General features: G+C 42.8%; 24 protein-coding genes and 6 tRNA genes. 9 read left to right on the forward strand and 21 right to left on the reverse strand.

What is annotated here, in order from left to right:
• Positions 1–175: 175 nt before the first annotated feature.
• Positions 176–251 (reverse strand) — tRNA-Ala (locus AC0VYG_RS17040).
• Between the two features lie 45 nt (positions 252–296).
• Positions 297–372: transfer RNA gene (locus AC0VYG_RS17045), tRNA-Ala, on the reverse strand.
• A 354-nt stretch (positions 373–726) separates the two neighbouring features.
• On the opposite strand from AC0VYG_RS17045, the gene AC0VYG_RS17050 reads away from it, so the two are divergent.
• The gene (locus tag AC0VYG_RS17050; protein ID WP_475429122.1) at positions 727–1,968 is read left to right on the forward strand and encodes an EAL and HDOD domain-containing protein; all 1,242 of its coding nucleotides are present in this window, start codon (positions 727–729) and stop codon (positions 1,966–1,968) included.
• A 66-nt stretch (positions 1,969–2,034) separates the two neighbouring features.
• Positions 2,035–2,119 (forward strand) — tRNA-Leu (locus AC0VYG_RS17055).
• A gap of 94 nt (positions 2,120–2,213) precedes the next feature.
• Here AC0VYG_RS17055 and AC0VYG_RS17060 read toward each other — a convergent pair.
• The 4 genes from AC0VYG_RS17060 to AC0VYG_RS17075 form a co-directional block, all read right to left on the reverse strand.
• Positions 2,214–2,663 carry an acyl-CoA thioesterase gene (locus AC0VYG_RS17060; protein ID WP_067013990.1) on the reverse strand — a complete coding sequence of 150 codons (450 nt, stop codon included), beginning with the start codon at positions 2,661–2,663 and terminating at the stop codon, positions 2,214–2,216.
• A 223-nt stretch (positions 2,664–2,886) separates the two neighbouring features.
• Entirely contained in the window at positions 2,887–3,324 is a 438-nt protein-coding gene (locus tag AC0VYG_RS17065; protein WP_475429123.1) for a DUF4156 domain-containing protein, read from the reverse strand.
• Positions 3,325–3,575: 251 nt separating this feature from the next.
• A complete protein-coding gene (locus AC0VYG_RS17070) occupies positions 3,576–5,195 on the reverse strand; it encodes a methyl-accepting chemotaxis protein (RefSeq protein ID WP_475429124.1) in 1,620 nt (539 codons plus the stop codon).
• A gap of 157 nt (positions 5,196–5,352) precedes the next feature.
• Complete coding sequence (locus tag AC0VYG_RS17075; protein WP_475429125.1) at positions 5,353–6,495, reverse strand: EAL domain-containing protein; 1,143 nt, start codon at positions 6,493–6,495, stop codon at positions 5,353–5,355.
• 147 nt (positions 6,496–6,642) lie between these two features.
• Here AC0VYG_RS17075 and AC0VYG_RS17080 point away from each other — a divergent pair, with 147 nt between their 5' ends.
• Positions 6,643–7,056 carry a helix-turn-helix domain-containing protein gene (locus AC0VYG_RS17080; protein WP_475429126.1) on the forward strand — a complete coding sequence of 138 codons (414 nt, stop codon included), beginning with the start codon at positions 6,643–6,645 and terminating at the stop codon, positions 7,054–7,056.
• Positions 7,057–7,547: 491 nt separating this feature from the next.
• Here the strand turns inward: AC0VYG_RS17080 and AC0VYG_RS17085 are convergent, their stop codons facing one another.
• The 14 genes from AC0VYG_RS17085 to AC0VYG_RS17150 all read right to left on the reverse strand — a co-directional run bounded on the left by AC0VYG_RS17085 (position 7,548) and on the right by AC0VYG_RS17150 (position 16,316).
• Positions 7,548–8,051 (reverse strand): GNAT family N-acetyltransferase, encoded by a 504-nt coding sequence (locus tag AC0VYG_RS17085; protein WP_475429127.1) that lies wholly within the window; start codon positions 8,049–8,051, stop codon positions 7,548–7,550.
• Complete coding sequence (locus AC0VYG_RS17090) at positions 8,014–8,325, reverse strand: type II toxin-antitoxin system TacA family antitoxin (RefSeq protein ID WP_475429128.1); 312 nt, start codon at positions 8,323–8,325, stop codon at positions 8,014–8,016. The genes AC0VYG_RS17085 and AC0VYG_RS17090 overlap by 38 nt, the downstream gene beginning before the upstream one ends.
• 253 nt (positions 8,326–8,578) lie before the next feature.
• Entirely contained in the window at positions 8,579–8,812 is a 234-nt protein-coding gene (locus tag AC0VYG_RS17095; protein WP_475429129.1) for a hypothetical protein, read from the reverse strand.
• 272 nt (positions 8,813–9,084) lie between these two features.
• Complete coding sequence (locus tag AC0VYG_RS17100) at positions 9,085–9,300, reverse strand: hypothetical protein (protein ID WP_475429130.1); 216 nt, start codon at positions 9,298–9,300, stop codon at positions 9,085–9,087.
• 132 nt (positions 9,301–9,432) lie between these two features.
• The gene (locus AC0VYG_RS17105; protein WP_199478758.1) at positions 9,433–9,915 is read right to left on the reverse strand and encodes a hypothetical protein; all 483 of its coding nucleotides are present in this window, start codon (positions 9,913–9,915) and stop codon (positions 9,433–9,435) included.
• A 90-nt stretch (positions 9,916–10,005) separates the two neighbouring features.
• Positions 10,006–10,458 (reverse strand): GNAT family N-acetyltransferase, encoded by a 453-nt coding sequence (locus AC0VYG_RS17110; RefSeq protein WP_475429131.1) that lies wholly within the window; start codon positions 10,456–10,458, stop codon positions 10,006–10,008.
• Positions 10,459–11,104: 646 nt separating this feature from the next.
• Positions 11,105–11,191: transfer RNA gene (locus AC0VYG_RS17115), tRNA-Leu, on the reverse strand.
• Between the two features lie 11 nt (positions 11,192–11,202).
• A tRNA-Cys gene (locus tag AC0VYG_RS17120) sits at positions 11,203–11,276 on the reverse strand.
• Positions 11,277–11,297: 21 nt separating this feature from the next.
• Positions 11,298–11,372 (reverse strand) — tRNA-Gly (locus AC0VYG_RS17125).
• Between the two features lie 96 nt (positions 11,373–11,468).
• Entirely contained in the window at positions 11,469–12,029 is a 561-nt protein-coding gene (gene pgsA, locus AC0VYG_RS17130) for a CDP-diacylglycerol--glycerol-3-phosphate 3-phosphatidyltransferase (RefSeq protein WP_475429132.1), read from the reverse strand.
• Between the two features lie 43 nt (positions 12,030–12,072).
• Positions 12,073–13,893, reverse strand: coding sequence for an excinuclease ABC subunit UvrC (gene uvrC, locus AC0VYG_RS17135; RefSeq protein WP_475429133.1), 1,821 nt, complete (start codon positions 13,891–13,893; stop codon positions 12,073–12,075).
• A 14-nt stretch (positions 13,894–13,907) separates the two neighbouring features.
• Positions 13,908–14,549 carry a response regulator gene (locus AC0VYG_RS17140; RefSeq protein ID WP_475429134.1) on the reverse strand — a complete coding sequence of 214 codons (642 nt, stop codon included), beginning with the start codon at positions 14,547–14,549 and terminating at the stop codon, positions 13,908–13,910.
• Between the two features lie 134 nt (positions 14,550–14,683).
• Positions 14,684–15,490: a replication protein P gene (locus tag AC0VYG_RS17145; protein WP_475429135.1), complete on the reverse strand. Its 807-nt coding sequence runs from the start codon at positions 15,488–15,490 to the stop codon at positions 14,684–14,686.
• A complete protein-coding gene (locus tag AC0VYG_RS17150; protein ID WP_475429136.1) occupies positions 15,399–16,316 on the reverse strand; it encodes a DnaT-like ssDNA-binding domain-containing protein in 918 nt (305 codons plus the stop codon). Before AC0VYG_RS17150 ends, AC0VYG_RS17145 begins: the two co-directional genes overlap by 92 nt.
• Positions 16,317–16,553: 237 nt before the next feature.
• On the opposite strand from AC0VYG_RS17150, the gene hpf reads away from it, so the two are divergent.
• The 6 genes from hpf (at position 16,554) to AC0VYG_RS17180 (ending at position 19,179) form a co-directional block, all read left to right on the forward strand.
• Positions 16,554–16,871 (forward strand): ribosome hibernation-promoting factor, HPF/YfiA family, encoded by a 318-nt coding sequence (gene hpf, locus AC0VYG_RS17155; RefSeq protein WP_475429137.1) that lies wholly within the window; start codon positions 16,554–16,556, stop codon positions 16,869–16,871.
• Positions 16,872–17,052: 181 nt separating this feature from the next.
• Entirely contained in the window at positions 17,053–17,709 is a 657-nt protein-coding gene (locus AC0VYG_RS17160; RefSeq protein WP_475429138.1) for a Bax inhibitor-1/YccA family protein, read from the forward strand.
• A 106-nt stretch (positions 17,710–17,815) separates the two neighbouring features.
• Complete coding sequence (tusD, locus tag AC0VYG_RS17165) at positions 17,816–18,208, forward strand: sulfurtransferase complex subunit TusD (RefSeq protein WP_475429139.1); 393 nt, start codon at positions 17,816–17,818, stop codon at positions 18,206–18,208.
• 4 nt (positions 18,209–18,212) lie between these two features.
• Entirely contained in the window at positions 18,213–18,557 is a 345-nt protein-coding gene (locus AC0VYG_RS17170) for a DsrE family protein (RefSeq protein WP_199474474.1), read from the forward strand.
• A 2-nt stretch (positions 18,558–18,559) separates the two neighbouring features.
• A complete protein-coding gene (locus AC0VYG_RS17175; RefSeq protein WP_475429140.1) occupies positions 18,560–18,847 on the forward strand; it encodes a DsrH/TusB family sulfur metabolism protein in 288 nt (95 codons plus the stop codon).
• Between the two features lie 5 nt (positions 18,848–18,852).
• Positions 18,853–19,179 (forward strand): TusE/DsrC/DsvC family sulfur relay protein, encoded by a 327-nt coding sequence (locus tag AC0VYG_RS17180; RefSeq protein ID WP_475429141.1) that lies wholly within the window; start codon positions 18,853–18,855, stop codon positions 19,177–19,179.
• Between the two features lie 79 nt (positions 19,180–19,258).
• Here AC0VYG_RS17180 and cobA read toward each other — a convergent pair whose 3' ends face one another.
• A complete protein-coding gene (gene cobA, locus AC0VYG_RS17185; protein WP_475429142.1) occupies positions 19,259–20,002 on the reverse strand; it encodes a uroporphyrinogen-III C-methyltransferase in 744 nt (247 codons plus the stop codon).
• Positions 20,003–20,113: the final 111 nt, after the last annotated feature.

Below are 20,113 nucleotides of genomic sequence, written 5' to 3' on the forward strand. Positions count from 1 at the left end.
TACATGCAAGGACGCAACCTACCTACTAAACCAGACTAAAAACCACTTTGTATATTTAGAGGTTGACGTTTGGCTAAAAACCCATTCATTTGAAGTCTACTTATAATGAACAAACACACAGCTATTAATGTGCTGACATTAAAGACAAGGCGAGGTAGCACCTCATAACAAGATATGGTGGAGCTAAGCGGGATCGAACCGCTGACCTCTTGCATGCCATGCAAGCGCTCTCCCAGCTGAGCTATAGCCCCGAATAAATCGGATAAGGTATCCTGAGATGTTCTATGAAGAAAAGTTGGTGGAGATATGCGGGATCGAACCGCAGACCTCTTGCATGCCATGCAAGCGCTCTCCCAGCTGAGCTATACCCCCAAAAAACTGCGAAAGATTCTATTGATGACTTACCGCCCTGTCAATCATTTTAATACCTTAATAAACAAGATCTTGTCTTTTTTCTCTTCGTGGCGCATAAAAGAATAAATCGTGCAACAACAACTTTCTTGATTGCTGCATAGTATTTATCGTGGTTTTATACTATCTGTAGAAAAATAAACATCAGACATCGGTAAGGATATAGGTATGTCTTAGGGCGACGCAGGATGCTAGAGCCAACTTTTCCAAGCCCATAAAAGCATCTAGAGTCGATTTTTAACAAAGTATTGGCCTGCACCATTTAATTAAATGGTGCAACAGCCTCTCTTCAAATGATGTAGTTTTAGAGAACCTATGAGCGAATTTTCGAGCACACTAGACGAGCTTATGATGGCCCAACAGCCTATTTTCAAAAGAAATAGAGAGATGTTTGGCTATGAGCTATTGTTTCGCGATGATAATCACACGACCCAAGCCAGTGATGGTCTACAGCCAACGGATGGTAACAGTGCCACCAGCCAAGTGTTGGTCAATTTATGCATCGGCATCAATCAGCTTGAAAGCCAGATTCGCATGCCTTTTTTTGTCAATATGACAACGGAACTGATTCTATCAGATGCCTTTATTCCCATTGATCCCAACACGCTTTATATTGAAATTGTTGAGAATCAAGCGATCTCCGAGGACTTTATTGAGGCCGTCTCACGCTGGCGGCAGGCAGGTTACCGTTTCGCTCTGGATCATTATCAATTCAGTGAGGAGTACGAAGCACTGCTTCCCTTTATCTCCGTCATTAAAATTGATGTGAAACTGACATCTCCTCATCTGTTTAGCGAGCAGATTAACCAGCTCAAGGTAAGAGGACTTATTTTATTGGCCGAAAAGATAGAAGACCAAAGCATGTTTGAGCTTTGCAAAGACATTGGCTTTGATCTCTTCCAAGGCTGTTTTTTACAATCCCCTTCCCCTATCAAAGGTAAGAAGATTGATTCAACAACACAAAGCGCTTTACGCCTAGTGACAGCGCTGCAAGATAAAGACATTAGCATCAATAAAGTAACCGAGCTGGTCGCCCAAAGTCCCAAATTGTCTTTTCAATTACTGCGTATTTTAAATAGCCCACTTTGCGGTATTAGCAAACGGGTTGAATCCATTAAGGATGCGGTGATTTTTCTTGGTTTAGTGCAAATCAAACGCTGGGCTTTGCTCATCACACTTGCTTCATCGTCATCAAGCTCAGAAGCATTAATGAAGATGTTATTAACACGGGGCCGTTGCTGTCAGCTAATTGCTGAGCAAGATGAGAAAAGCCTAAGCGATACGGCGTTTATCACTGGCACCATGTCTGGCATTGATGTGTTATATGGCATAGAAAAACATTTAATTTTAGAGCAGGTATCACTTGGTCAAGATATCATCGATGCGATTTTCGACTATAAAGGCAAGCTAGGTGAGTATCTAAAAATCACCTTGGGAATAGAAAATAATCAGGCATCTGTACCAGATACAGTCAGCAAAGAGAACAGAGCAAAATACAATCGAGCCTTTTTAGATGCGATGATTTGGTCAAACGATGTTCTAAGAGCAATTAGTTAAACTTTTTTCCATCTAAAGTGTTGACAGGGTTATAAAAAACCATAGAATACGCAACACCTTTTCAAGGCCAGTGTGGTGGAATTGGTAGACACGACGGATTCAAAATCCGTTGCCTTCGGGTGTGGCGGTTCGAGTCCGCCTACTGGTACCAACATAAAAAAAGCGCTTACTTCGGTAAGCGCTTTTTTTTCATTTCATGGTTCCTGATACTCACTCTTTAGCTCAATTTCAAAGCGAGCAGCACGCTAAATAATAACACCCAGCCCTTCTTCTCCTAGATGCTCAATCACATAGTCGGGCAAGTCTGCACGATCCGGTATTGGTGTTGGATTACCATGATCATCAATGGCCACAAATTTAAACATACCTTCTGTGACTTTTTCACGGACCCCAATGCGCGAACGACGTACCCAAGATTCCACATGGATATTCATGGAAGTTCGACCGACTGACTCGACTCGGGTATATACGCCAAGCACATCCCCTACTTTGACAGGACGAATAAAGCTCATCTGATCTAACGCTACCGTCACCACTCGCGCCTGAGCACGCTGGCCAGCACAGATACCTGCCGCGGTGTCCATTTGCGAAACAACCCAACCACCAAAAATATCACCTGCCGGGTTTGTGTCCCCAGGCATGGCTACCGTTCGCGTTGTTAAACGCCCTTTAGCTTTCTCTTCTTTTTCCGACATAACACCCTCTCGACAGGCCTATTTGATTTTCTTATAGGTTAACACAAGACCACAAAAGGCCCAGTCTATTTATCGAATATCCAAAGGAAATATAACGACTAATCAAACACAATGAATACCCAATTGAAAAAAACAGCGACATCCCATCAATTTTTACTCATTATTACCAGAAGCAGAACCACTGGTTGCTGGGTGGTTAGTGGCTGTATCCTTCTTCACTGAATCACTCTTTACTGCCCCCCTTCTCAACAGGAAAATAAATCGCTTGTCCGGTTAACGCCGCCTCAGGTAACGCAAAGCCAGACCCTATTCCTGTACCAAAACCACCACTGCCCACAGATAACCCCAAGCCAACGCCCGTCCCTCTGAAGGAGGATTGCGTGACGCTTGTGATAATGACACCATTGGCTCCTATTTTCGCAGCCTGCTCTTTTAATTCATTGATCGCTTTTTCTTTTCTTGAATCCGCTGAAAAGCCATTTTCACTGCTCGACCGTACCGTACCAAGCACCTCATAATCGAAACTGGGCTTTTCTTTAAACACGGTGACTTGATCTGCCTCGATAGCAGGACGCTTCTCCCCTGTCAGTTGATAAGAGCCCGAAGCACAACCTTGCAACACGAAAGAAAAGACCAATATCCACAAGCATCTCATCCACATTATCATATCTAACGTCTCTCTTAATTATCCTGATGGTAACCAGTAAGTACAGCAGTACCCGGCTATGACTCTCTGAGTATAGTTTGACAAGATTATCGCTCAAGGATGCCAAACAACAAATAAAATTTACAAGCGGCAGACATAAGAAAGCATCACAAACAAAATCTCCCTCCTAGAATGCAAAAAACCACCTATTCTGGTGGTTCTTCATCACGTTGTCGCCTTCGCAATGCTGCGCTATCGCAAATGCCTCACACTTTAAATTTCAATACCAGAGTGTTTAACTCGATTGCCAAACGCGTTAACTCAGCCGCACTTGCGCTCGTCTGATTTGCCCCCACCACTGTTTGTGACGCTAAATCGCTAATCGTAGTGAGATTACTGTCTATCTCTTTAGCAACATGCGACTGTTCTTCGGTGGCGCTAGCAACCACATGACTATTGTCGGTAATCGACATAATATGGGCGGTAATCTGTTCCAATACCTCTACTGCTTCGGCTGCTACTGTCTGAGCTTGACTACTTTTTTGCCCCGTACTTTCCATTGAAGCAACCGCCTCACTCGCCGACATTTGCACTTGATGCACCATGGTTTCAATTTCCTCCGTCGACTCTTGAGTACGATGAGCAAGATTTCTAACCTCATCCGCCACCACAGCGAAACCACGGCCAGCTTCTCCAGCACGGGCTGCTTCAATCGCTGCATTCAGGGCTAATAAATTGGTCTGCTCCGCGATAGCACGTATCACGTCTAAAATTTTACCAATCGAAGATATCTGTTCGGCCAATTGATTAATCACTTGAGAACTGGTGAGCATTTCGTCGTTCATCTCAAGAATAACCGACGTCGTCTGTGCTACACGCTCTTTTCCCTCTGCGGCCAGCTTGGCCGATTCAGCCGATGTCTCTGACGCCTGCTGTGCTGTTCTCGCCACATCATCTACAGCAGCACTCATTTCTGTAATAGCGGCCGCCGCTTGTTGGATCTCATTATTCTGCAACATCAAACTATTCGATGAGTTTTCCGTTACACTGCTCAATTCTTCCGCTGCAGAAGAAAGTTGACCAGAGGAATCCCCAATATGCACAATAGCTTCTCGCAAACTTTCCTGCATCGTTTTTACAGCACGACTCAATCGAGTTAACTCATCATTGCCTTGCACTGTGACAAGATGCGTTAAATCCCCTTCAGCAATACTTTCAGCAGAATCAACCGCTTCTTGTAATGGCCTATTTATACTCTTAGAGATCGCCAAGGCAATGGTGGCGGCTATGGCGGCCGCAGCGGCAATAATAATAACAATCAATAGAAAACTATTATTGTATTCTTTGACAGATTCAAGTCTGGCTTGATCCGCGCCTTTGTGACTCGTAGACACCAGTCGCTTCAATAAACGAACCATATCATCGGCAGAGCGATTCATACTCGGCAATAAGTCTGCAATGGCAGCTTTTTGGCCCTGCATTGCCAGTGCTACTATCTGATGTTGTATTGCATAATAATGATTTTTTTGCTTTTTAAATTGCTCAAATAAATGTCTTTCACTCTCCGTATCAAGAGTTTTTTCATAGGTTCCTTCAAAGCCAGCGACATTTCGTTTTATCTTTTCAATACTCTCTAAGGTGTTTTCTTTGTCTTTTTTATCTCCACCATTTAGTAACCGAAAGGTAAATATTCTTACTCTCATTAACTCGCTATCCATATTTCCCAAGCTAATGATGGCGGGAACAACTTTCTCCTCAATAATTTTTGAATTAGTGCGTATCCCCTTCATAGATGAAATGGCAAGAATACCTAAAAACACCAACAGAAAGATCATCAATGAAAAGGAGATCATTAAACGTAACCTTATACCTAAATTTCTTAACATATCAATTCCTTTTACTTCATAAGACTGTATACATTCAAAAATAAAATAGACTGGCGATTTAATTCAAATTTTGCATCTGAAAATTTTAAAAGATAACTTATATCGAAAGAACATTAGGTAAGGTGTAAAAGCAGTTTTTTTATAATCACTAACTGACTTATTGACTAAGCCATTTTTCTAACTTCATTTTCGATAATGGCGGACAAAAGAAATAACCTTGAATAACTTCATAGCCTATTCCTTTTAAGCAGTCAAATTGCTCTTGGGTCTCAACACCTTCAGCAATTGAAACAGCACCTATTTTATGACTGATAGAAAAAATTGACTCACTTAAATCCCTTGATACTTTCCCTGGCAGATTTTTTACAAAAACTCGATCCAGCTTTAATTGCGAAACAGGGAGTCTAAGCAACCTTTTTATATTGGAATACCCAACACCAAAATCATCAATCGATATTCCCACCCCCATAAGATGAATCGCTCTAATGGTATTAACAAAGGCATCCATTGATTCTATTTTCTTATTTTCCGTCAACTCAATGACTAAGTTATTAGACGAAATATTATTATCACTTAAAACAAAACGAATAATGTTTATTAGATTAAAATAATCAAAACTAAAAGGAGAAAAGTTAACCGCTATTCTAGGAATATTTATTTTTTGTTTACGCCACCTTGCTAGCTGCTGGCAGGCATGGCGGAGAACCCACAAATCCAACTCAGCGATGAATCCAAAATTTTCAGCAAGTGCAATAAACTCGTCAGGTGAAATCTGACCAAACTCCCTACTATGCCACCTTACCAACACCTCCAAGCCATATAGCCGACCATCCAATGTATTGATTTGCGGTTGGTAGTAGAGCTCTAACTGATCACTTTGCAAATCAGCCCTTAATGCTTTAGCCATTAAGTAAGACGACAGTTCCCTATCACGCCCTAACTTACCAGAGCTCTCTTTAATAATTCGTAGGCTGTAGTACTGCTGACCAAGTAGATAGAATATTTCAACTGAGACCCTCACATGATAAGCCTCACAACCATTCGACACCAGCATTAACTTGATTGTCTTTCCAGTGAAACGTTTGAATTCACTTAAGTGAAACACTTGCATGCCGAGCTCAAACCAAAAGCACTCCAGAAGTAAGGGTTGATCAACGCTTAAGTGTGATAGCAGAAGCAGTTTCCTCGCTTTATCATTACAAGAAACAATCAAATCATTACTATCTAACACAATTAAGCTATCATTCGATTCTTGTAGTTCTGGCGAATTAAGCTCAGCATTTAAATCATCCTTTTTCACAACCCAACCCTTCTATAACATGCTTCAGAAGCCACAAGACATTACCGATCATTTGTCTTTAAGACATAAAGATTCACCAATATTGCCTAATAGGCAAATAGAGTCAAGCAAATTGCCCCATAGGTTTTGCCTTAAAGGCAAAACAAAATGGATAATCTTGCCATGACGATTGGCCATGTTATAAAAATACTGCGAATTCAACGCAATATGACACAAGAACAAGTTGCTCTGGAGGCTGATATGGCTACCAGCAATATTTCACGAATTGAAAAAGGGCAAAGGCAACCCTCACAAAAAGCACTACTCAAACTTGCCAAAGCATTAAATACCACACCATCTATGCTGTACGCCGCATGCGAACAACCAATAGACGACAATTTTTTCTTTTTAGAAACAGAAGATAGTGAGGAGAAGACGGCAAAAAACATCAACCAGTTACTACTTAACAACGATGCTCAAACCGTTCTAAAACTGTTCAGCGAACTCACGCCAAACAACAAATTTTTGCTACTGGAACAACTAAAAGCCCTGCACAGGTGGCAAACCAAAATAGATGGATAACTTACCTGTTACAAAAGCGCGTACCTCAAAGACACGCAAGCTTTGCCATCGAACATCACAGCACAGCAGTAACGCTTCTATGGAGTAAAAGGTAAGCATAGGCATTGAATTTGACAAAACGCCACACCAGCTTTCTAGGAAGCTTGAGGCCGACAAAACAAGCAATCTTTCACCCGCCACCAAACTCGCAATGAGTTAATAGTAGTTTCTTCATAATTGGTTTGAAGGAGATAATAAAGTCTAAAGCAAAAAAACACCGCTAACCACTAAGTGATGCCCCGAGACAGGAATCATTTAATTATTTAGTATCAATAAGTTAGGCGATTAGTGGTGCTGTTTTTGTGCAGTTTTTTAAAAAACTCAACGCGGTACACTTTCAAGGCACGACTTAACAATGTAAGCATGACCATCAACAAACTCGAAAGTAATACGCCAATTCCCGTTCACAGTAATAGACCACAACCCATCTCGATTGCCTTCCCCAAATTCAGTTATTCTCGATCTTTAAAGAATACCACAATCGAGTCGATCGGCATCCAAAGTTTGGAGGTGTGTTCTTCCTTCTGAAGGAAGATAAAGCCGCAATTCTGATAAAATGTAACGAGGTCATCGTCTTTGGCATCGACAAACAGTCCAACGACGCCCATATGTTCGTTTATCAGTAAAGTCCGCCGCATTGCGTCGATTACCATGATTTTGGCGATGCCCTGCCCTTGGTAACCTTCATCCACACCCATTCTGGCTAGTACCACGCCGGGCAATGGGTTAGGGTATTTCTTGTACAGTTTATGAGGAACAGGAACTTTGACCTCAATATTACTGAGCGAGTAGAAGCCCGCAATGTCTGTTTCATCGCTTCCTTCTAGAACAAACGTCCTAGACAGATTGCGCTTTGCTGCACTGTGCGCAGACTCCTTTAGAAATTTGTTAATTCGTTCATTGCCACAATCGAATCGTTTACGATTGTGGCTTTCTTTTAAAGGTGACACTGCCATTCTCATAACCCTTTAGCGCATCATAAGCGTCATCAAGATGTTGAATCTCTGGCGGATTATCTAATGCTTCAAAAAATCGGTTAGCCCCTTCCATAGACAACGTCAGCAGCCTGTTTCGCTCTACCACTTCTTTTGCTTTTTCTAAAGCGGCATCAATCATAAACTGAGACATTGAAGCACCGGACAGCTCCGCCGCGCTAATAATGATCTCTTGAACCTCTTTTGGTGCTCGCGCAACGAGACGCACATTTTCGTGCGTTTGAGAAATCTGCATACTCCATCTCCTAGACTGTTTGTATTTACAGTCTTTCATCCACCATTTTGGGCAACAAGCCTCTTAAGTGTTGCCATTATGGCACCAAAAAAACACACAATCAATATGTTGCCATTATGGCACCACAAATACCTAAACCACTCCACTCGCCACAACAACACACCTGTACTCTGCTTTGCCATCACCTCAAAATTGAGGGTATGGAATTCAGCGGCTTAATCCCTCTTTTCATTGCCCCCTAAAACCTAAACGATTAAAAATTTATAGTTTCGCCCTCAAGGCAAGCTCTAGCTTGTATGCTTCCATCTTCTAACATATACAAAAGACCAAATCTCTTTTGAACACCTACATCTGGATCTCCTCCCATAGTATTGTTATTTACAGAAACTCTAACAGCTCCATTATTCGCCATATTCGCCACAATCGCCGTTACGTCATGCCCTGCCGATTTTGTTCCATATACAGCAGAAATAATTTCTATCATCATTACAAAACTCCTTAATAAGCTAAGTTAAATTGCGAAAACAAAGAACTTTTAAAACGTAAGAACGACACCCCTTTTTACTGGAGTGTTGGTAACAATTCAGGTTAGTGCTGCTTCGTTCAGTGTGTCGTGCTGGCCAGTTCTATACCATTAGCTTTTATAGTAGTAACGGGGCTTGGGGGCGGCTTGGTATAACTGATGGCTTTATATGTGTTTCTTAGGATAGTGTCGATGTAACAACTAAAGCCCACTTTTCGTGGGCTTTTTTGTGCTTGTTATTTGTACTTAGGCATTGGCCAGTCGTCTAGGAAGGTGCGGTTGGCGTATTCCTTGATGCATTCGACGTTTTTATTGACCCAGTCGGGGGTGTGTAGCTGGGCGATTTGGGTTTGGTACATTCTAATGGCTTGTACCATGTCGTTTAGGTCGCTGGCGGGGAGGACGACGGGGTTGCTTTCCAGTTTCATGGAGGTAACGATGTTGTTGATCAACTTGTACTTCTCGGCTTCTTGTACGGCGGTGTCGTCTGAGGGGGCGGGAAGGTGTTTTTGCTCGTTGAGTTGTTTGGGGTCGATGAAAGTTAGGCGCTATTTTTCATCTGCCCCCAAATTCTGACAACCTTGTTAAACGTTGGCTGGCTCATTACTTAGACCATTTTCATCTAGCGCATTGTAAATTGTGAGAAAGCCACCAACCAAATGAAAATCTATACTATTGATCATTGGCAAAACCTTTCCTTCCAAAGTCATAGAGGACATGCCTAACTCTACCGAGACAATTTCCTTTTCTAGACATTTGTTTATAGCCTCGTGATAGTTCCTTTTATATGGGGTCAACTCCCCACTACAAATACAATGATAAAGGTTTATTTGCTTGCTGGTGATCGCTAGACTATCAAATTTCTGCCAGCATATTTCATATTGAACATCGCCAATTATCAATACAATTGGTAGATTCTCGTCCCACTCATTATCAGGCGAAAACCAGCCAACATAAGACGAACTTATGGTATTACCGATCCATTTTCTGGAATAGGATTTCACCAGCTCTATCGCTGCTTCTTTGTCCTCTACCCATTCGGGGTTGTAACCTTGAATCCATGACATAGTTTTACTTTTAACACTTAGCTAAGGGGCACAAATATGGCGCTATAATGCCGAAGGCGCGCCATGTTTGTGTCCCTCTTGAGCGCCTTGCTATATTTTCCTGTGCCGAAGTATCTCATCGCCGTTATCATCATATATTTGAGTTGGGTTCCAACCAACACTTCTATAAAAACCATAAGCTCTCACTACAGGTTTCGCCGTAGCAGCAAGCCATAATTCAGAGTGTCCAACACTAAATAAATCATCACTTGTTTGGTTAAGCAATTGTTTTCCAATCCCTTCGCCTTCGTGTCCAGCAAGAATTGCTAGTACCAATATTTCTCCAGTTTCAGTGTTTCCGAAACAGAAGCCAATAACTTCATCTTGCTTTATTGCGACATTTCCAACATAAGTACCGTTATCAATTAAAGGTGACCATGATTCTTCAGTTATACCGATTGCTGCAAGCTCGTTCCGACTAAACGAGTTGTCATTGGTAGCACCTCTAATTTCAAAACATTTAACCAGATCTGAACTGATGGCTTTTCTATATATCGCTTTCATATTCTTCCCATGAACTAACGAAAATATAACTCTTTAATAGTGCGCATGCGTGTTTAGGCAGTTTTAAAAAGCTCTTAAAATTATCGTAACGATTTGATTTTAAAAAGCTTTATGAAATTACTAACAAATCATAAATCTGGAAAAACGAGCGTACGAGTTTACACATCCATTGATACTAAAAGACTTTCTTATTTACTGCCAGTACAAATCGCGCACAATTGAGTTATTTAATATGGCTAAACACGCAAAAATGAGATCATTTCAAAAATAAACTGTCTATATGTACATAAATTTTCAATTTGGGGTCGAATGAAAAGCTCATCTATTTTTCATCCTATCCCAAACACCATAAAAAACAACAACTAAGCCCACTTTTCGTGGGCTTTTTGTGCTTGTTATTTGTACTAAGGTATTGGCCAGTCGTCTAGGAAGGTGCGGTTGGCGTATTCCTTGATGCATTCGACGTTTTTATTGACCCAGTCGGGGGTGCGTAGCTAGTCATCCCTGAATAATTCATTTCAGAAAACATAGCATATAAGCGGAAAAATTTATAATTTGAAGGAGTATATAGAAAACGATGCAAGCCAGAAACGGCGGGGGTTTGGAGGGGATAAGAAAATTTAAAGCAAAAAAAAGCACCACTAAGTGGTGCCCGGGACCGGAATCGAACCGGTACGATATTTCTATCGCAAGATTTTAAGTCTTGTGCGTCTACCAATTTCGCCACCCGGGCATTGTCTGATATGGAGGCCGGAGTCGGAATCGAACCGGCGTTCACGGAGTTGCAGTCCGCTGCATGACCACTCTGCCATCCGGCCTTTATCAGATCGCTTTTAAGATGGAGCGGGAAACGAGGCTCGAACTCGCGACCCCAACCTTGGCAAGGTTGTGCTCTACCACTGAGCTATTCCCGCGTCTCAAAAGACGGTGCCTATTCTATGTATTTGAGCTTTCACGTCAAGGAAAAATTCTAAATAAATAGCCTACTTAGGCACTTTTTTTCATTTTGATTACTTTTTATCCGAATGTTTCGGCATTAGGTCTGACCAAGCCGCTTTGAGATAAATATACATAGACCAAAGCGTAAGCAAGGCAGCAATCAACAATACCGATTGGCCTATAAAGGCATACTCTGTACCTGGCTGCGTTCCCAATAGGATAAATATTGCCAGCATTTGCATCGTTGTTTTTAATTTACCAATGTAAGAGACCGCCACGCTGGCACGTTTGCCCATCTCGGCCATCCATTCGCGCAATGCGGAGATCACAATCTCACGACCAACAATCACCGCACTGGCGAGCGTCATCAGCGGATCAGAATAATTCGCCACGAGAATCACCAGCGCCACAGAAACCATTACCTTATCTGCCACGGGATCAAAGAAGGCCCCAAAAGGAGTGGTTTGATTCAAGCGTCTTGCCAAGAAACCATCTAGCCAGTCAGTAAAAGCCGCAACAGCAAAAACAATTGCACATGCGTAGTAGCGCCCTTCCCATGGCAAATAGTAAATGCCGACCAAAATAGGGATCATGAAGATCCTTACAGAGGTTAATATATTTGGTATGTTCATTTGCTTCCTATTTTAAACACAAGATGTACAACACAAAACCTGGCTAGTTTTTATGAAGGTACTGGTAAATTTCTTCGGCTTTTTTGACACCAATCCCCTTCACTTTTGAAATATCTTCTTGACTCGCAGCCAGTAACCCTTGATACCCACCAAAGGCAGAAAGCAACTCCTTACGACGATTAGGACCAATCCCAGAAATCTCTTCCAACACAGAATGGCGGCGCTTTTTGTCTCGGCGACGACGATGGCTCTTCACTGCAAAGCGATGCGCCTCATCACGTATATGTTGAATCAAGTGCAAAGCCGCGGAATCGGGCGGCAATACCACCTCGTCTTCTTTAGAACCTATGTACAAGGTTTCCAAGCCAGGCTTACGCGTGTCGCCTTTCGCTACGCCTAATAGAAAGACATCCACCAAACCAAGCTCTTTAAGTACATTTTCCGCCTGCGTTAATTGCCCTTTACCACCATCAATGAGAACCACATCTGGCTTTTCCAACTCACCACTTTTAACACGTTTGTAACGGCGTGTTAATGCCTGTTTCATTGCGCCGTAATCGTCCCCCCCTTCAACACCTTCAATATTAAAGGATCGATAGCGTTTTTTATCCGGTCCATCTGGCCCAAACACAACACAAGAGGCCACTGTCGCCTCACCACTAGAATGGCTGATATCGAAGCACTCCATGTGTGCTGGCGGCTCTTTAAAGCCCAAGATTTTTTGTAATGCCGTAACGCGGCTAAAGTGATTACGCTTGTCTGATAAACGGGCCTGCAAGCCTTGCTCTGCATTGAGCTTAGCCAGGTCCATCCAACGAGCACGCTGACCACGTACATGGAACAACAGTTCAATACGTTTTTGTGTGGTGGCAAAAATACCGTCCACCAATACTTGTGCATCGTCCAACTCGTGACTGGTGATCAGCACTTTAGGCAACTCTTGGATGCCACTGAGATAAAATTGCGCAATAAAAGACGAGAGCAAGTCACTCTCAGTAATTTCTATCGGCATTTTTGGATAATAACTCTTACTGCCTACCACTTTACCGTGACGAACCATCATCACATGTACACACAAACCACCTGGCTGAATTAATGCAGCGATCACATCCGCATCACCTGTTTGTCCGTACACATGCTGCTGTTCTTGAATATGTTTCAATTGGATCATCTGGTCACGCAGTTCAGCTGCTCGCTCAAATTCCATATCCATAGCAGCCGCTTTCATCTTATCAGAAAGCTCATTGGTCAGTTCTTGGTTTTTTCCCTGCAAAAACATTCTTGCATGACGCACATCTTCAGCATATTGCTCATCATCAATCAAGCCAACACATGGGCCAGAACAGCGCTTAATCTGATATTGCAAACAGGGCCTTGAACGATTGGCGTAGGTTCCATCCTCACACTGACGAACTTTAAACACCTTTTGCATGGTACTCAGGCTCTCCCGCACTGCGGTTCCATTTGGGAAAGGACCATACAGTTTGCCTTTTTCGGATTTATTGCCACGTCGAAATAATAGAGCTGGGTGACGATGATCAGACAGAAGAATATAAGGATAAGATTTATCATCCCGAAGCAGGATGTTATAAGGAGGCCGATGTTGTTTTATGAGTGTTTGCTCTAACAGCAACGCCTCGGTTTCACTTTGGGTAACGGCGACTTCAATGGCGTCAATGCGGCTCACTAGCGCCATGGTTTTAGTGGTTAGACCCGTGGCACGAAAGTAACTCGACACACGGTTTTTAAGGTTTTTTGCTTTACCGACATATAACAACTCCCCTTTACCGTACATACGGTAAACACCTGGGCGAGTCGTTAGATTACTGACAAAATGTTTTGGATCAAACGCTATAGGACTCAAAAAAACCTCGTTGACTACCCCATGCCTAGCACGTTGTAGCGTACAGCCAAGTGAATCAATTCTACATCGCTTTCTATATTCAGCTTAGAAAAAATGCGTGTACGATAAGTACTCACCGTTTTCGGACTAACATTTAAGTGATCGGCAATCTCAGTAGACTTTTTACAATCCACTATCATTTGCGCCACTTGCAGCTCACGGTCAGATAAAGCTTCTAAGGGAGAACCTTTACTATCAATGGAGAATTTTGACAGCGCCATTTTCTGAGCGATGCTTTTTGAAATATAGTGACCACCTTTTTGCACCGTTTCCAAGGCTTCTAGCAATTCTTCGGTATTTGTTCCCTTCGTCAGATAGCCAGATGCTCCAGCCTCCAACAACTTAGTGGGATACAAGCTGTCATCCAAAGCAGATAATGCAATCACTTTAATTTTTGGCAGGATGCGTTTAATTTCCTTGGTGGCCCCTAAACCACCAATGCCGGGCATATGAACATCCATCAAAACGATGTCTGGTAAGAGTTGTCTTGAGTGAGAAATCGCGTCTTCACCGCTGCGAACGATACCAACCACATCAACGCCTTTGATGTCTTGTAGTACACGACTAATACCCAAGCCAACCATATCATGATCATCAACAATCAGCACTTTTAACAAGAAATCACCTCACCACTCTCTTTACATTACCGCGACCGCGAAGTATGGATGTCATCAAAGAGCTAGACTCAATACTATGTGTCATTCCATTATCGCGTCCAAACTCCCTCAAAACAAGCATTTAACACTCGTTTTCATTCTGGCAATGTACCAGTGTATCCCAAGACTTTAAGCTTTTCCTTGCTTATCTTGCGATATTGTTTACGGATACCTGACCCTGGCGTCTTGTGAATATAGTAAAACATCGGAGCAATTTCTTCCTCTGCTAATGAAAGCGCTTTCGAAATGGAGCGAATCAAATCGTCGATGTCTAGTGTCTGTTTATCTTCTATCATAAATACTTTAGGGATACTTAAACGCTCCCCAGATATAACACGGTCTACGATTTTAAGATAATTCGCCTCAAAAAGCGGCCAAGAAATGCGCTCTTCCTCATTTTTTAATTTATACCAGCCTGTTTGCGCACCTGCAAAGTAAACGGCAGGATGTGTCCATTTATATGATAATGGATCGCTTCGACATTGACATGCCTCATAATAGGCTGAGCGAGGCTCCAGCAAGCCATATGCTTTATAGGCAGTATGAATCAGCTTTAAAAACTCAGAAATAGTCGGTGGCCAAGCATAAACCTCTTTCGTTCGTTCTACAGCATACGCCAATAACGGCTCTTGAAAACCTTTTAATGCGACCGCCCATTCACGCTTTGCTAACTTTACTTCATCAGGGGTGCTATAGGCCGAAGCGAATTTATGAGTATAAATCGCTTTAAACCGAGCAAACAGCATATTCACCAAGACTCGCGTTTGTTGCTGTGCCTCATCTTGCTGCTGAGATTGGTAAGACGCTTGCTCACCAGTCTGTGTCGTGGATGTTGCTGAGGGCGTCGCTAACTTGTTCTCGAGAGGTTTTACTAAATTTTGAACTGCTTGAGGTTCCTTCATATGAAGACCGATCCGATTGTTTATATTGCCACTGACGTTTTACGTATTTAAAAAACTCACTGTTCCAGGTTCTTACATTCTTTCGCTGCTCTTTGATTCTCAACAAAAACTCTGCTTGTAAAGACAAAGCAAACTCACGCGAAATACCCGATTGGGCAATCTGTTCGAGTGTCGCCTCCTCAGGTTGCCATTGATCTGGCTGTCGAGCACGTTCTTTTTGCTCTAAATACAAATCAAAATCGGTTACACCACGACGATCATTCACCACAGGTGGTTGTGATCGAGCGTTAGGATCTCGTGATGCACTCCTAGCCGGATAAGACGTCGTCTGCTGTTTAGGCGTAAAATGCGACTGCGGAGAATTCCCCCCCGCCGGATGACTTAAAGTCCCATTGGAATAGCCAGAAGAGGCTTTTTCACGGGATGCCTGATGCAGACGATTCATTTTTTCCATTAATCTATCATCTGACTGAGCATTAGAACTAGGAGCAGCATCATGTTTAACCGAATCGGATAAGGCAACCCCACTAGAATTCGTATTGGAAGAACCTGCTGCACTCTTAGGGGTCAGTTGAATCTCTAAGATTTGGTCTTGCTGCCTAAAATGCAATAACTGACTCATTTGTAAATTGTTTAGCAAGCGCATCAAAATGGGCACTGTCCAGAACGGCAGCTGTTTATTAAGATGACTAATCTCCATGCGTAATGCAGGCGCATTGAACATATAGGCTTGCTGCCTTAAAAAAGTCAACAACACCGTTTCTTCCAGACCGATCTGGGCAGCCAAAGAAAATGAAATCGGCAATGAATAATCGTTATTTAACATAATTCTCGCTTCATACGTTTAGCATGACAGTCTAGCAAAAGCTGATTATATAAGCACGATAACCTGCGCATAAGGCAGGCCGCAATCAATAGATTTTTCTTTCATACATAGAATCATGACAGGAGTGTGACGATTAGATTAATTCCCATTGACAGCCCCTTCACCCACTTCTATGCTGAAAATGTGGAGAGCAAATGTCTTCACCCCAAAGTCAACTTTACTGAGGAGAAAAGTTGTATGCATACAATAAACATTACTGGGCACCACATTGATGTCACCCCTGCAATAAAAGAACATATCACTGAAAAATTTAGCAAAGTCTCCAAGCTGACAGACCAAATCACTACGGTGAACGTCACGCTACAAAAAGACAATAAAAAGCAAAAAGCCGAAGCAACTCTTCATCTTCCAGGCAAAGAGATATTCGCTGCCGCCTCCTCTGAAGATAGGCTCTTTCATGCAATAGATGCCATGATAGACAAGCTAACAAAACAAATTGATAAGCACAAAACCAAACAAAGCGCTGCCACCCACAAAGCGGCAGTCGTTTCTTAGCGTCTTAGCCTTCCATTCTCGCAGCTCATTCTGTTAAGAGTAAGACATATCAAAACACCGAGGTACTTCTCGGTGTTTTTTGTATGCGTTAACGAATGCACTACAAAACCCCACTTGAAATTTGGAACTAACAGCCTCATATTGAGTCGTAAGGTATATTAACTTTGAAGGAGTACCACTCATGCGTTACACAGATGCCCTTTCGACACATTCGTCAAAATCGGCCAATAAGACGCTCCGCAACACTTATGGTTTGCTATCGTTAACCTTACTGTTCAGCGCCTTTACTGCGGGAATGAGCTTGGCTTTTAACCTTCCGCATCCTGGCATTATTATCACGTTGGTAGGCTTTTACGGCTTGCTTTTCCTAACCTATAAATTTAAGAACAGCCCTGCTGGTCTTTTGTGTGTATTCGCCTTAACGGGCTTTATGGGGATCACCCTTGGTCCTATTCTGAACGCTTATCTAAGCATGGCAAACGGTGAAAGCTTAATCATGAGCGCCTTAGGCATCACAGGCCTGTCTTTTCTAGGCTTGTCTGGCTACGCCATTGTATCGAAAAAAGACTTTAGCTTCCTCGGCGGGTTCTTAACCGTTGGTTTCTTTGTCTTGTTATTCGCGATGATCGCTGGCTTTTTCATCCATATGCCCGCACTGCAGATCTTTATTTCAGCAGGCTTTGCCCTGTTCTCTGCTGCTGTGATCTTGTTACAGACAAGTCAAATCATTCGTGGTGGTGAAACGAACTACATCATTGCAACCGTTAACCTTTACGTCTCTTTGTATAACATGTTCTTGAGTGTTCTATCATTGCTTGGCATGGCAAGTGACGACTAATTAATTTGCTAGTCAAACACTTTAGGAAAGGCCGCTGCATGCGGCCTTTTTTATTGTTAAACTTGCCTATGACGAAATTCCAGTAAATTTATCCAAGGTCGCAACCATGCGTTATGCTCTCCTCATTACTGGCTCGCCCTATCAAAGCAAGGCTTGCCACAGCGCATTACGGTTTTTAAAAGCCGCACTGAGCAACTCAGATCATGTTCTAGAAGGTGTTTTCTTCTATCAAGATGCAGTGCTTATTGGCAATAAACTGGCACAACCTCCCCGAGATGAGCTGAATTTAACGGCAGCATGGCAAAGCCTCGCAAAAGAACACCAACTCCCCCTTTCGCTCTGTATAGCGGCTTCTGTGCGTCGTGGCATTATTGATGAGAAAGAAAGCCAGCGTTATGAGCTGACTGAAAGCTCTCTAGCGGACGGCTTTCAGCTAGAGGGTCTTGGCAGACTTGTTGAGCTCATCAACACCACCCACAAAGTGATTCAGTTTCGGTGATCCAATGAAAAAAACACTTATTCACCTAACCACCTCACCTTATACAGGACTCGCCTGTAAGGAAGGGTTAGATCTCGCTCTTGTTCTAGGCACCTTTGAGCAACAGGTCGATATTTGTCTTTCCGATGCCGCTACAGCCCTATTGTTTGTCAATCAGGATCCAAGTAGCGAGCATGGTAAACAGCTCCATAAGCTACTTGATGGCCTAGAATTCTACGACATCAACAATGTATTCATTGAAAATAACAAACTCACCAACAAAACTGAGATTTGGCCAAACACTCAAGCACTTAACAAAGAAGAATGGCACTCGTTATTTTCCAAATATGAACATGTATTCAGGTTTTAATCATGCAACTGCATCAGCTTAACCAGCACATTTACTCTGAAACCATCGAAGAGACTTGGCAACATAGTTTGCAAAAAGGCGACGCCTTGGTACTCATCGAAGAAGCTATCTTGCGAACCATCCACCAGAAAAAAATGCTAACGTCACTGATAGAAAAGCAAGGTATCTCGCTTTATTATCTGCAAGCAGATGCTCAGGCTTATGGCCTCACGCCCGATATTGGCAATGCTCTGGACGATACCCAATGGGTGGACATAACACTGTGCGCTGATTCAAACATTAGCTGGTAAAAGACATGACACATCACTCTGATCATCTTGCCTTAGATGAAGAAGGCTATTTACTTAATTTAGACGACTGGACTCCCGAACTCGCCAAAGAACTCGCTGCCAAAGAAGACCTAACACTGTCCTCGGAGCATTGGGAGATCATCCATTTATTACGACACTTTTATCAACAATTTGAGGTCTCTCCTGCCATGCGCCCCTTAGTGAAAGCCGTCACAAAAGAGCTTGGCCCAGAAAAAGGCAAGAGCATTTATCTGATGAAGCTATTTCCTGGCAGCCCACCCAAGCTAGCCGCTAAAATTGCAGGTTTACCCAAACCAGCAAACTGTCTATAAAACAAGAAAACAATAAGAAAAAGGCGCTATTTGCGCCTTTTTCTTATTTGTTAAACGGCTTTTTAAAAAGCCTGCTTAATCAATACTTTCCATGCCACTCAAGCTTGCTTTGCAATGTCACCACCTCTCCAATAATCAACAAAGCTGGCGATTTCACGCCATTATCGGTTACCACTTGGTGGATACTGCGAATCGTCGAGGTAAACACCCGTTGCTCTGACGTGGTGCCTTTTTCAACAACCGCAACCGGCATAGAAGGTTTCATGCCAAATCGAATCAACGATTGGCTGATTTCTTCAAGCCCTGTTAGCCCCATATAAATGACCAAGGTTTGCGCTGGATGAACCAATTCATCCCAAGGCAACTCCGTCGTACCGTCTTTTAGATGCCCCGTTAAAAAGCGTACTGATTGCGCGTAGTCTCGATGGGTAAGTGGAACCCCCGCATACGCCGCACAACCTGCTGCGGCTGTTACACCAGGCACCACTTCAAACGGCACTCCCTCTTCTACAAGTTCTTCTAGCTCTTCGCCACCACGCCCGAAAATAAAAGGATCACCGCCTTTAAGACGAACCACCACCTTACCCTCTTTGGCCTTTTTCGCTAACAGGCTATTAATCTCTTCTTGAGGGAGGCTATGCAAGGATTTCGCCTTACCCACATACATTTTTTCAGCACTGTCTGGGATCAACGCAACAATATCCGCTCCCACTAAACGGTCGTAGAGCACCACTTCCGCAGTGGTAATCAAACGATGTGCCTTGATGGTTAATAAATCGGGATCCCCTGGACCTGCACCGACTAGATAGACTTTACCAGCCATATTTCTTCTCTTGTTATCGTTTACAAAAAAGCCTCCTTAGAAAGAGGCTTTTTGCATTATCAATTCAATGTCACTCAATGCATGATCACTGAGTACGATATTGGCAAATCA

It is taken from the genome of Marinomonas sp. 63XJN7_7_ISO-PGPR-S23-202, from assembly GCF_056173505.1.

What these genes read in the sequence shown, in the direction of transcription:
- AC0VYG_RS17150 (WP_475429136.1), bottom strand. Translation starts at nt 16,316, where the DNA reads ATGTTAAATAACGATTATTCATTGCCGATTTCATTTTCTTTGGCTGCC.
- AC0VYG_RS17050 (WP_475429122.1), top strand. Translation starts at nt 727, where the DNA reads ATGAGCGAATTTTCGAGCACACTAGACGAGCTTATGATGGCCCAACAG.
- AC0VYG_RS17105 (WP_199478758.1), bottom strand. Translation starts at nt 9,915, where the DNA reads ATGTCATGGATTCAAGGTTACAACCCCGAATGGGTAGAGGACAAAGAA.
- AC0VYG_RS17175 (WP_475429140.1), top strand. Translation starts at nt 18,560, where the DNA reads ATGCAACTGCATCAGCTTAACCAGCACATTTACTCTGAAACCATCGAA.
- AC0VYG_RS17085 (WP_475429127.1), bottom strand. Translation starts at nt 8,051, where the DNA reads ATGGCAGTGTCACCTTTAAAAGAAAGCCACAATCGTAAACGATTCGAT.
- AC0VYG_RS17170 (WP_199474474.1), top strand. Translation starts at nt 18,213, where the DNA reads ATGAAAAAAACACTTATTCACCTAACCACCTCACCTTATACAGGACTC.
- AC0VYG_RS17180 (WP_475429141.1), top strand. Translation starts at nt 18,853, where the DNA reads ATGACACATCACTCTGATCATCTTGCCTTAGATGAAGAAGGCTATTTA.
- AC0VYG_RS17110 (WP_475429131.1), bottom strand. Translation starts at nt 10,458, where the DNA reads ATGAAAGCGATATATAGAAAAGCCATCAGTTCAGATCTGGTTAAATGT.
- AC0VYG_RS17160 (WP_475429138.1), top strand. Translation starts at nt 17,053, where the DNA reads ATGCGTTACACAGATGCCCTTTCGACACATTCGTCAAAATCGGCCAAT.
- AC0VYG_RS17090 (WP_475429128.1), bottom strand. Translation starts at nt 8,325, where the DNA reads ATGCAGATTTCTCAAACGCACGAAAATGTGCGTCTCGTTGCGCGAGCA.
- AC0VYG_RS17145 (WP_475429135.1), bottom strand. Translation starts at nt 15,490, where the DNA reads ATGAAGGAACCTCAAGCAGTTCAAAATTTAGTAAAACCTCTCGAGAAC.
- tusD (WP_475429139.1), top strand. Translation starts at nt 17,816, where the DNA reads ATGCGTTATGCTCTCCTCATTACTGGCTCGCCCTATCAAAGCAAGGCT.
- AC0VYG_RS17060 (WP_067013990.1), bottom strand. Translation starts at nt 2,663, where the DNA reads ATGTCGGAAAAAGAAGAGAAAGCTAAAGGGCGTTTAACAACGCGAACG.
- hpf (WP_475429137.1), top strand. Translation starts at nt 16,554, where the DNA reads ATGCATACAATAAACATTACTGGGCACCACATTGATGTCACCCCTGCA.
- AC0VYG_RS17070 (WP_475429124.1), bottom strand. Translation starts at nt 5,195, where the DNA reads ATGTTAAGAAATTTAGGTATAAGGTTACGTTTAATGATCTCCTTTTCA.
- cobA (WP_475429142.1), bottom strand. Translation starts at nt 20,002, where the DNA reads ATGGCTGGTAAAGTCTATCTAGTCGGTGCAGGTCCAGGGGATCCCGAT.
- AC0VYG_RS17080 (WP_475429126.1), top strand. Translation starts at nt 6,643, where the DNA reads ATGGATAATCTTGCCATGACGATTGGCCATGTTATAAAAATACTGCGA.
- pgsA (WP_475429132.1), bottom strand. Translation starts at nt 12,029, where the DNA reads ATGAACATACCAAATATATTAACCTCTGTAAGGATCTTCATGATCCCT.
- AC0VYG_RS17065 (WP_475429123.1), bottom strand. Translation starts at nt 3,324, where the DNA reads ATGTGGATGAGATGCTTGTGGATATTGGTCTTTTCTTTCGTGTTGCAA.
- AC0VYG_RS17095 (WP_475429129.1), bottom strand. Translation starts at nt 8,812, where the DNA reads ATGATGATAGAAATTATTTCTGCTGTATATGGAACAAAATCGGCAGGG.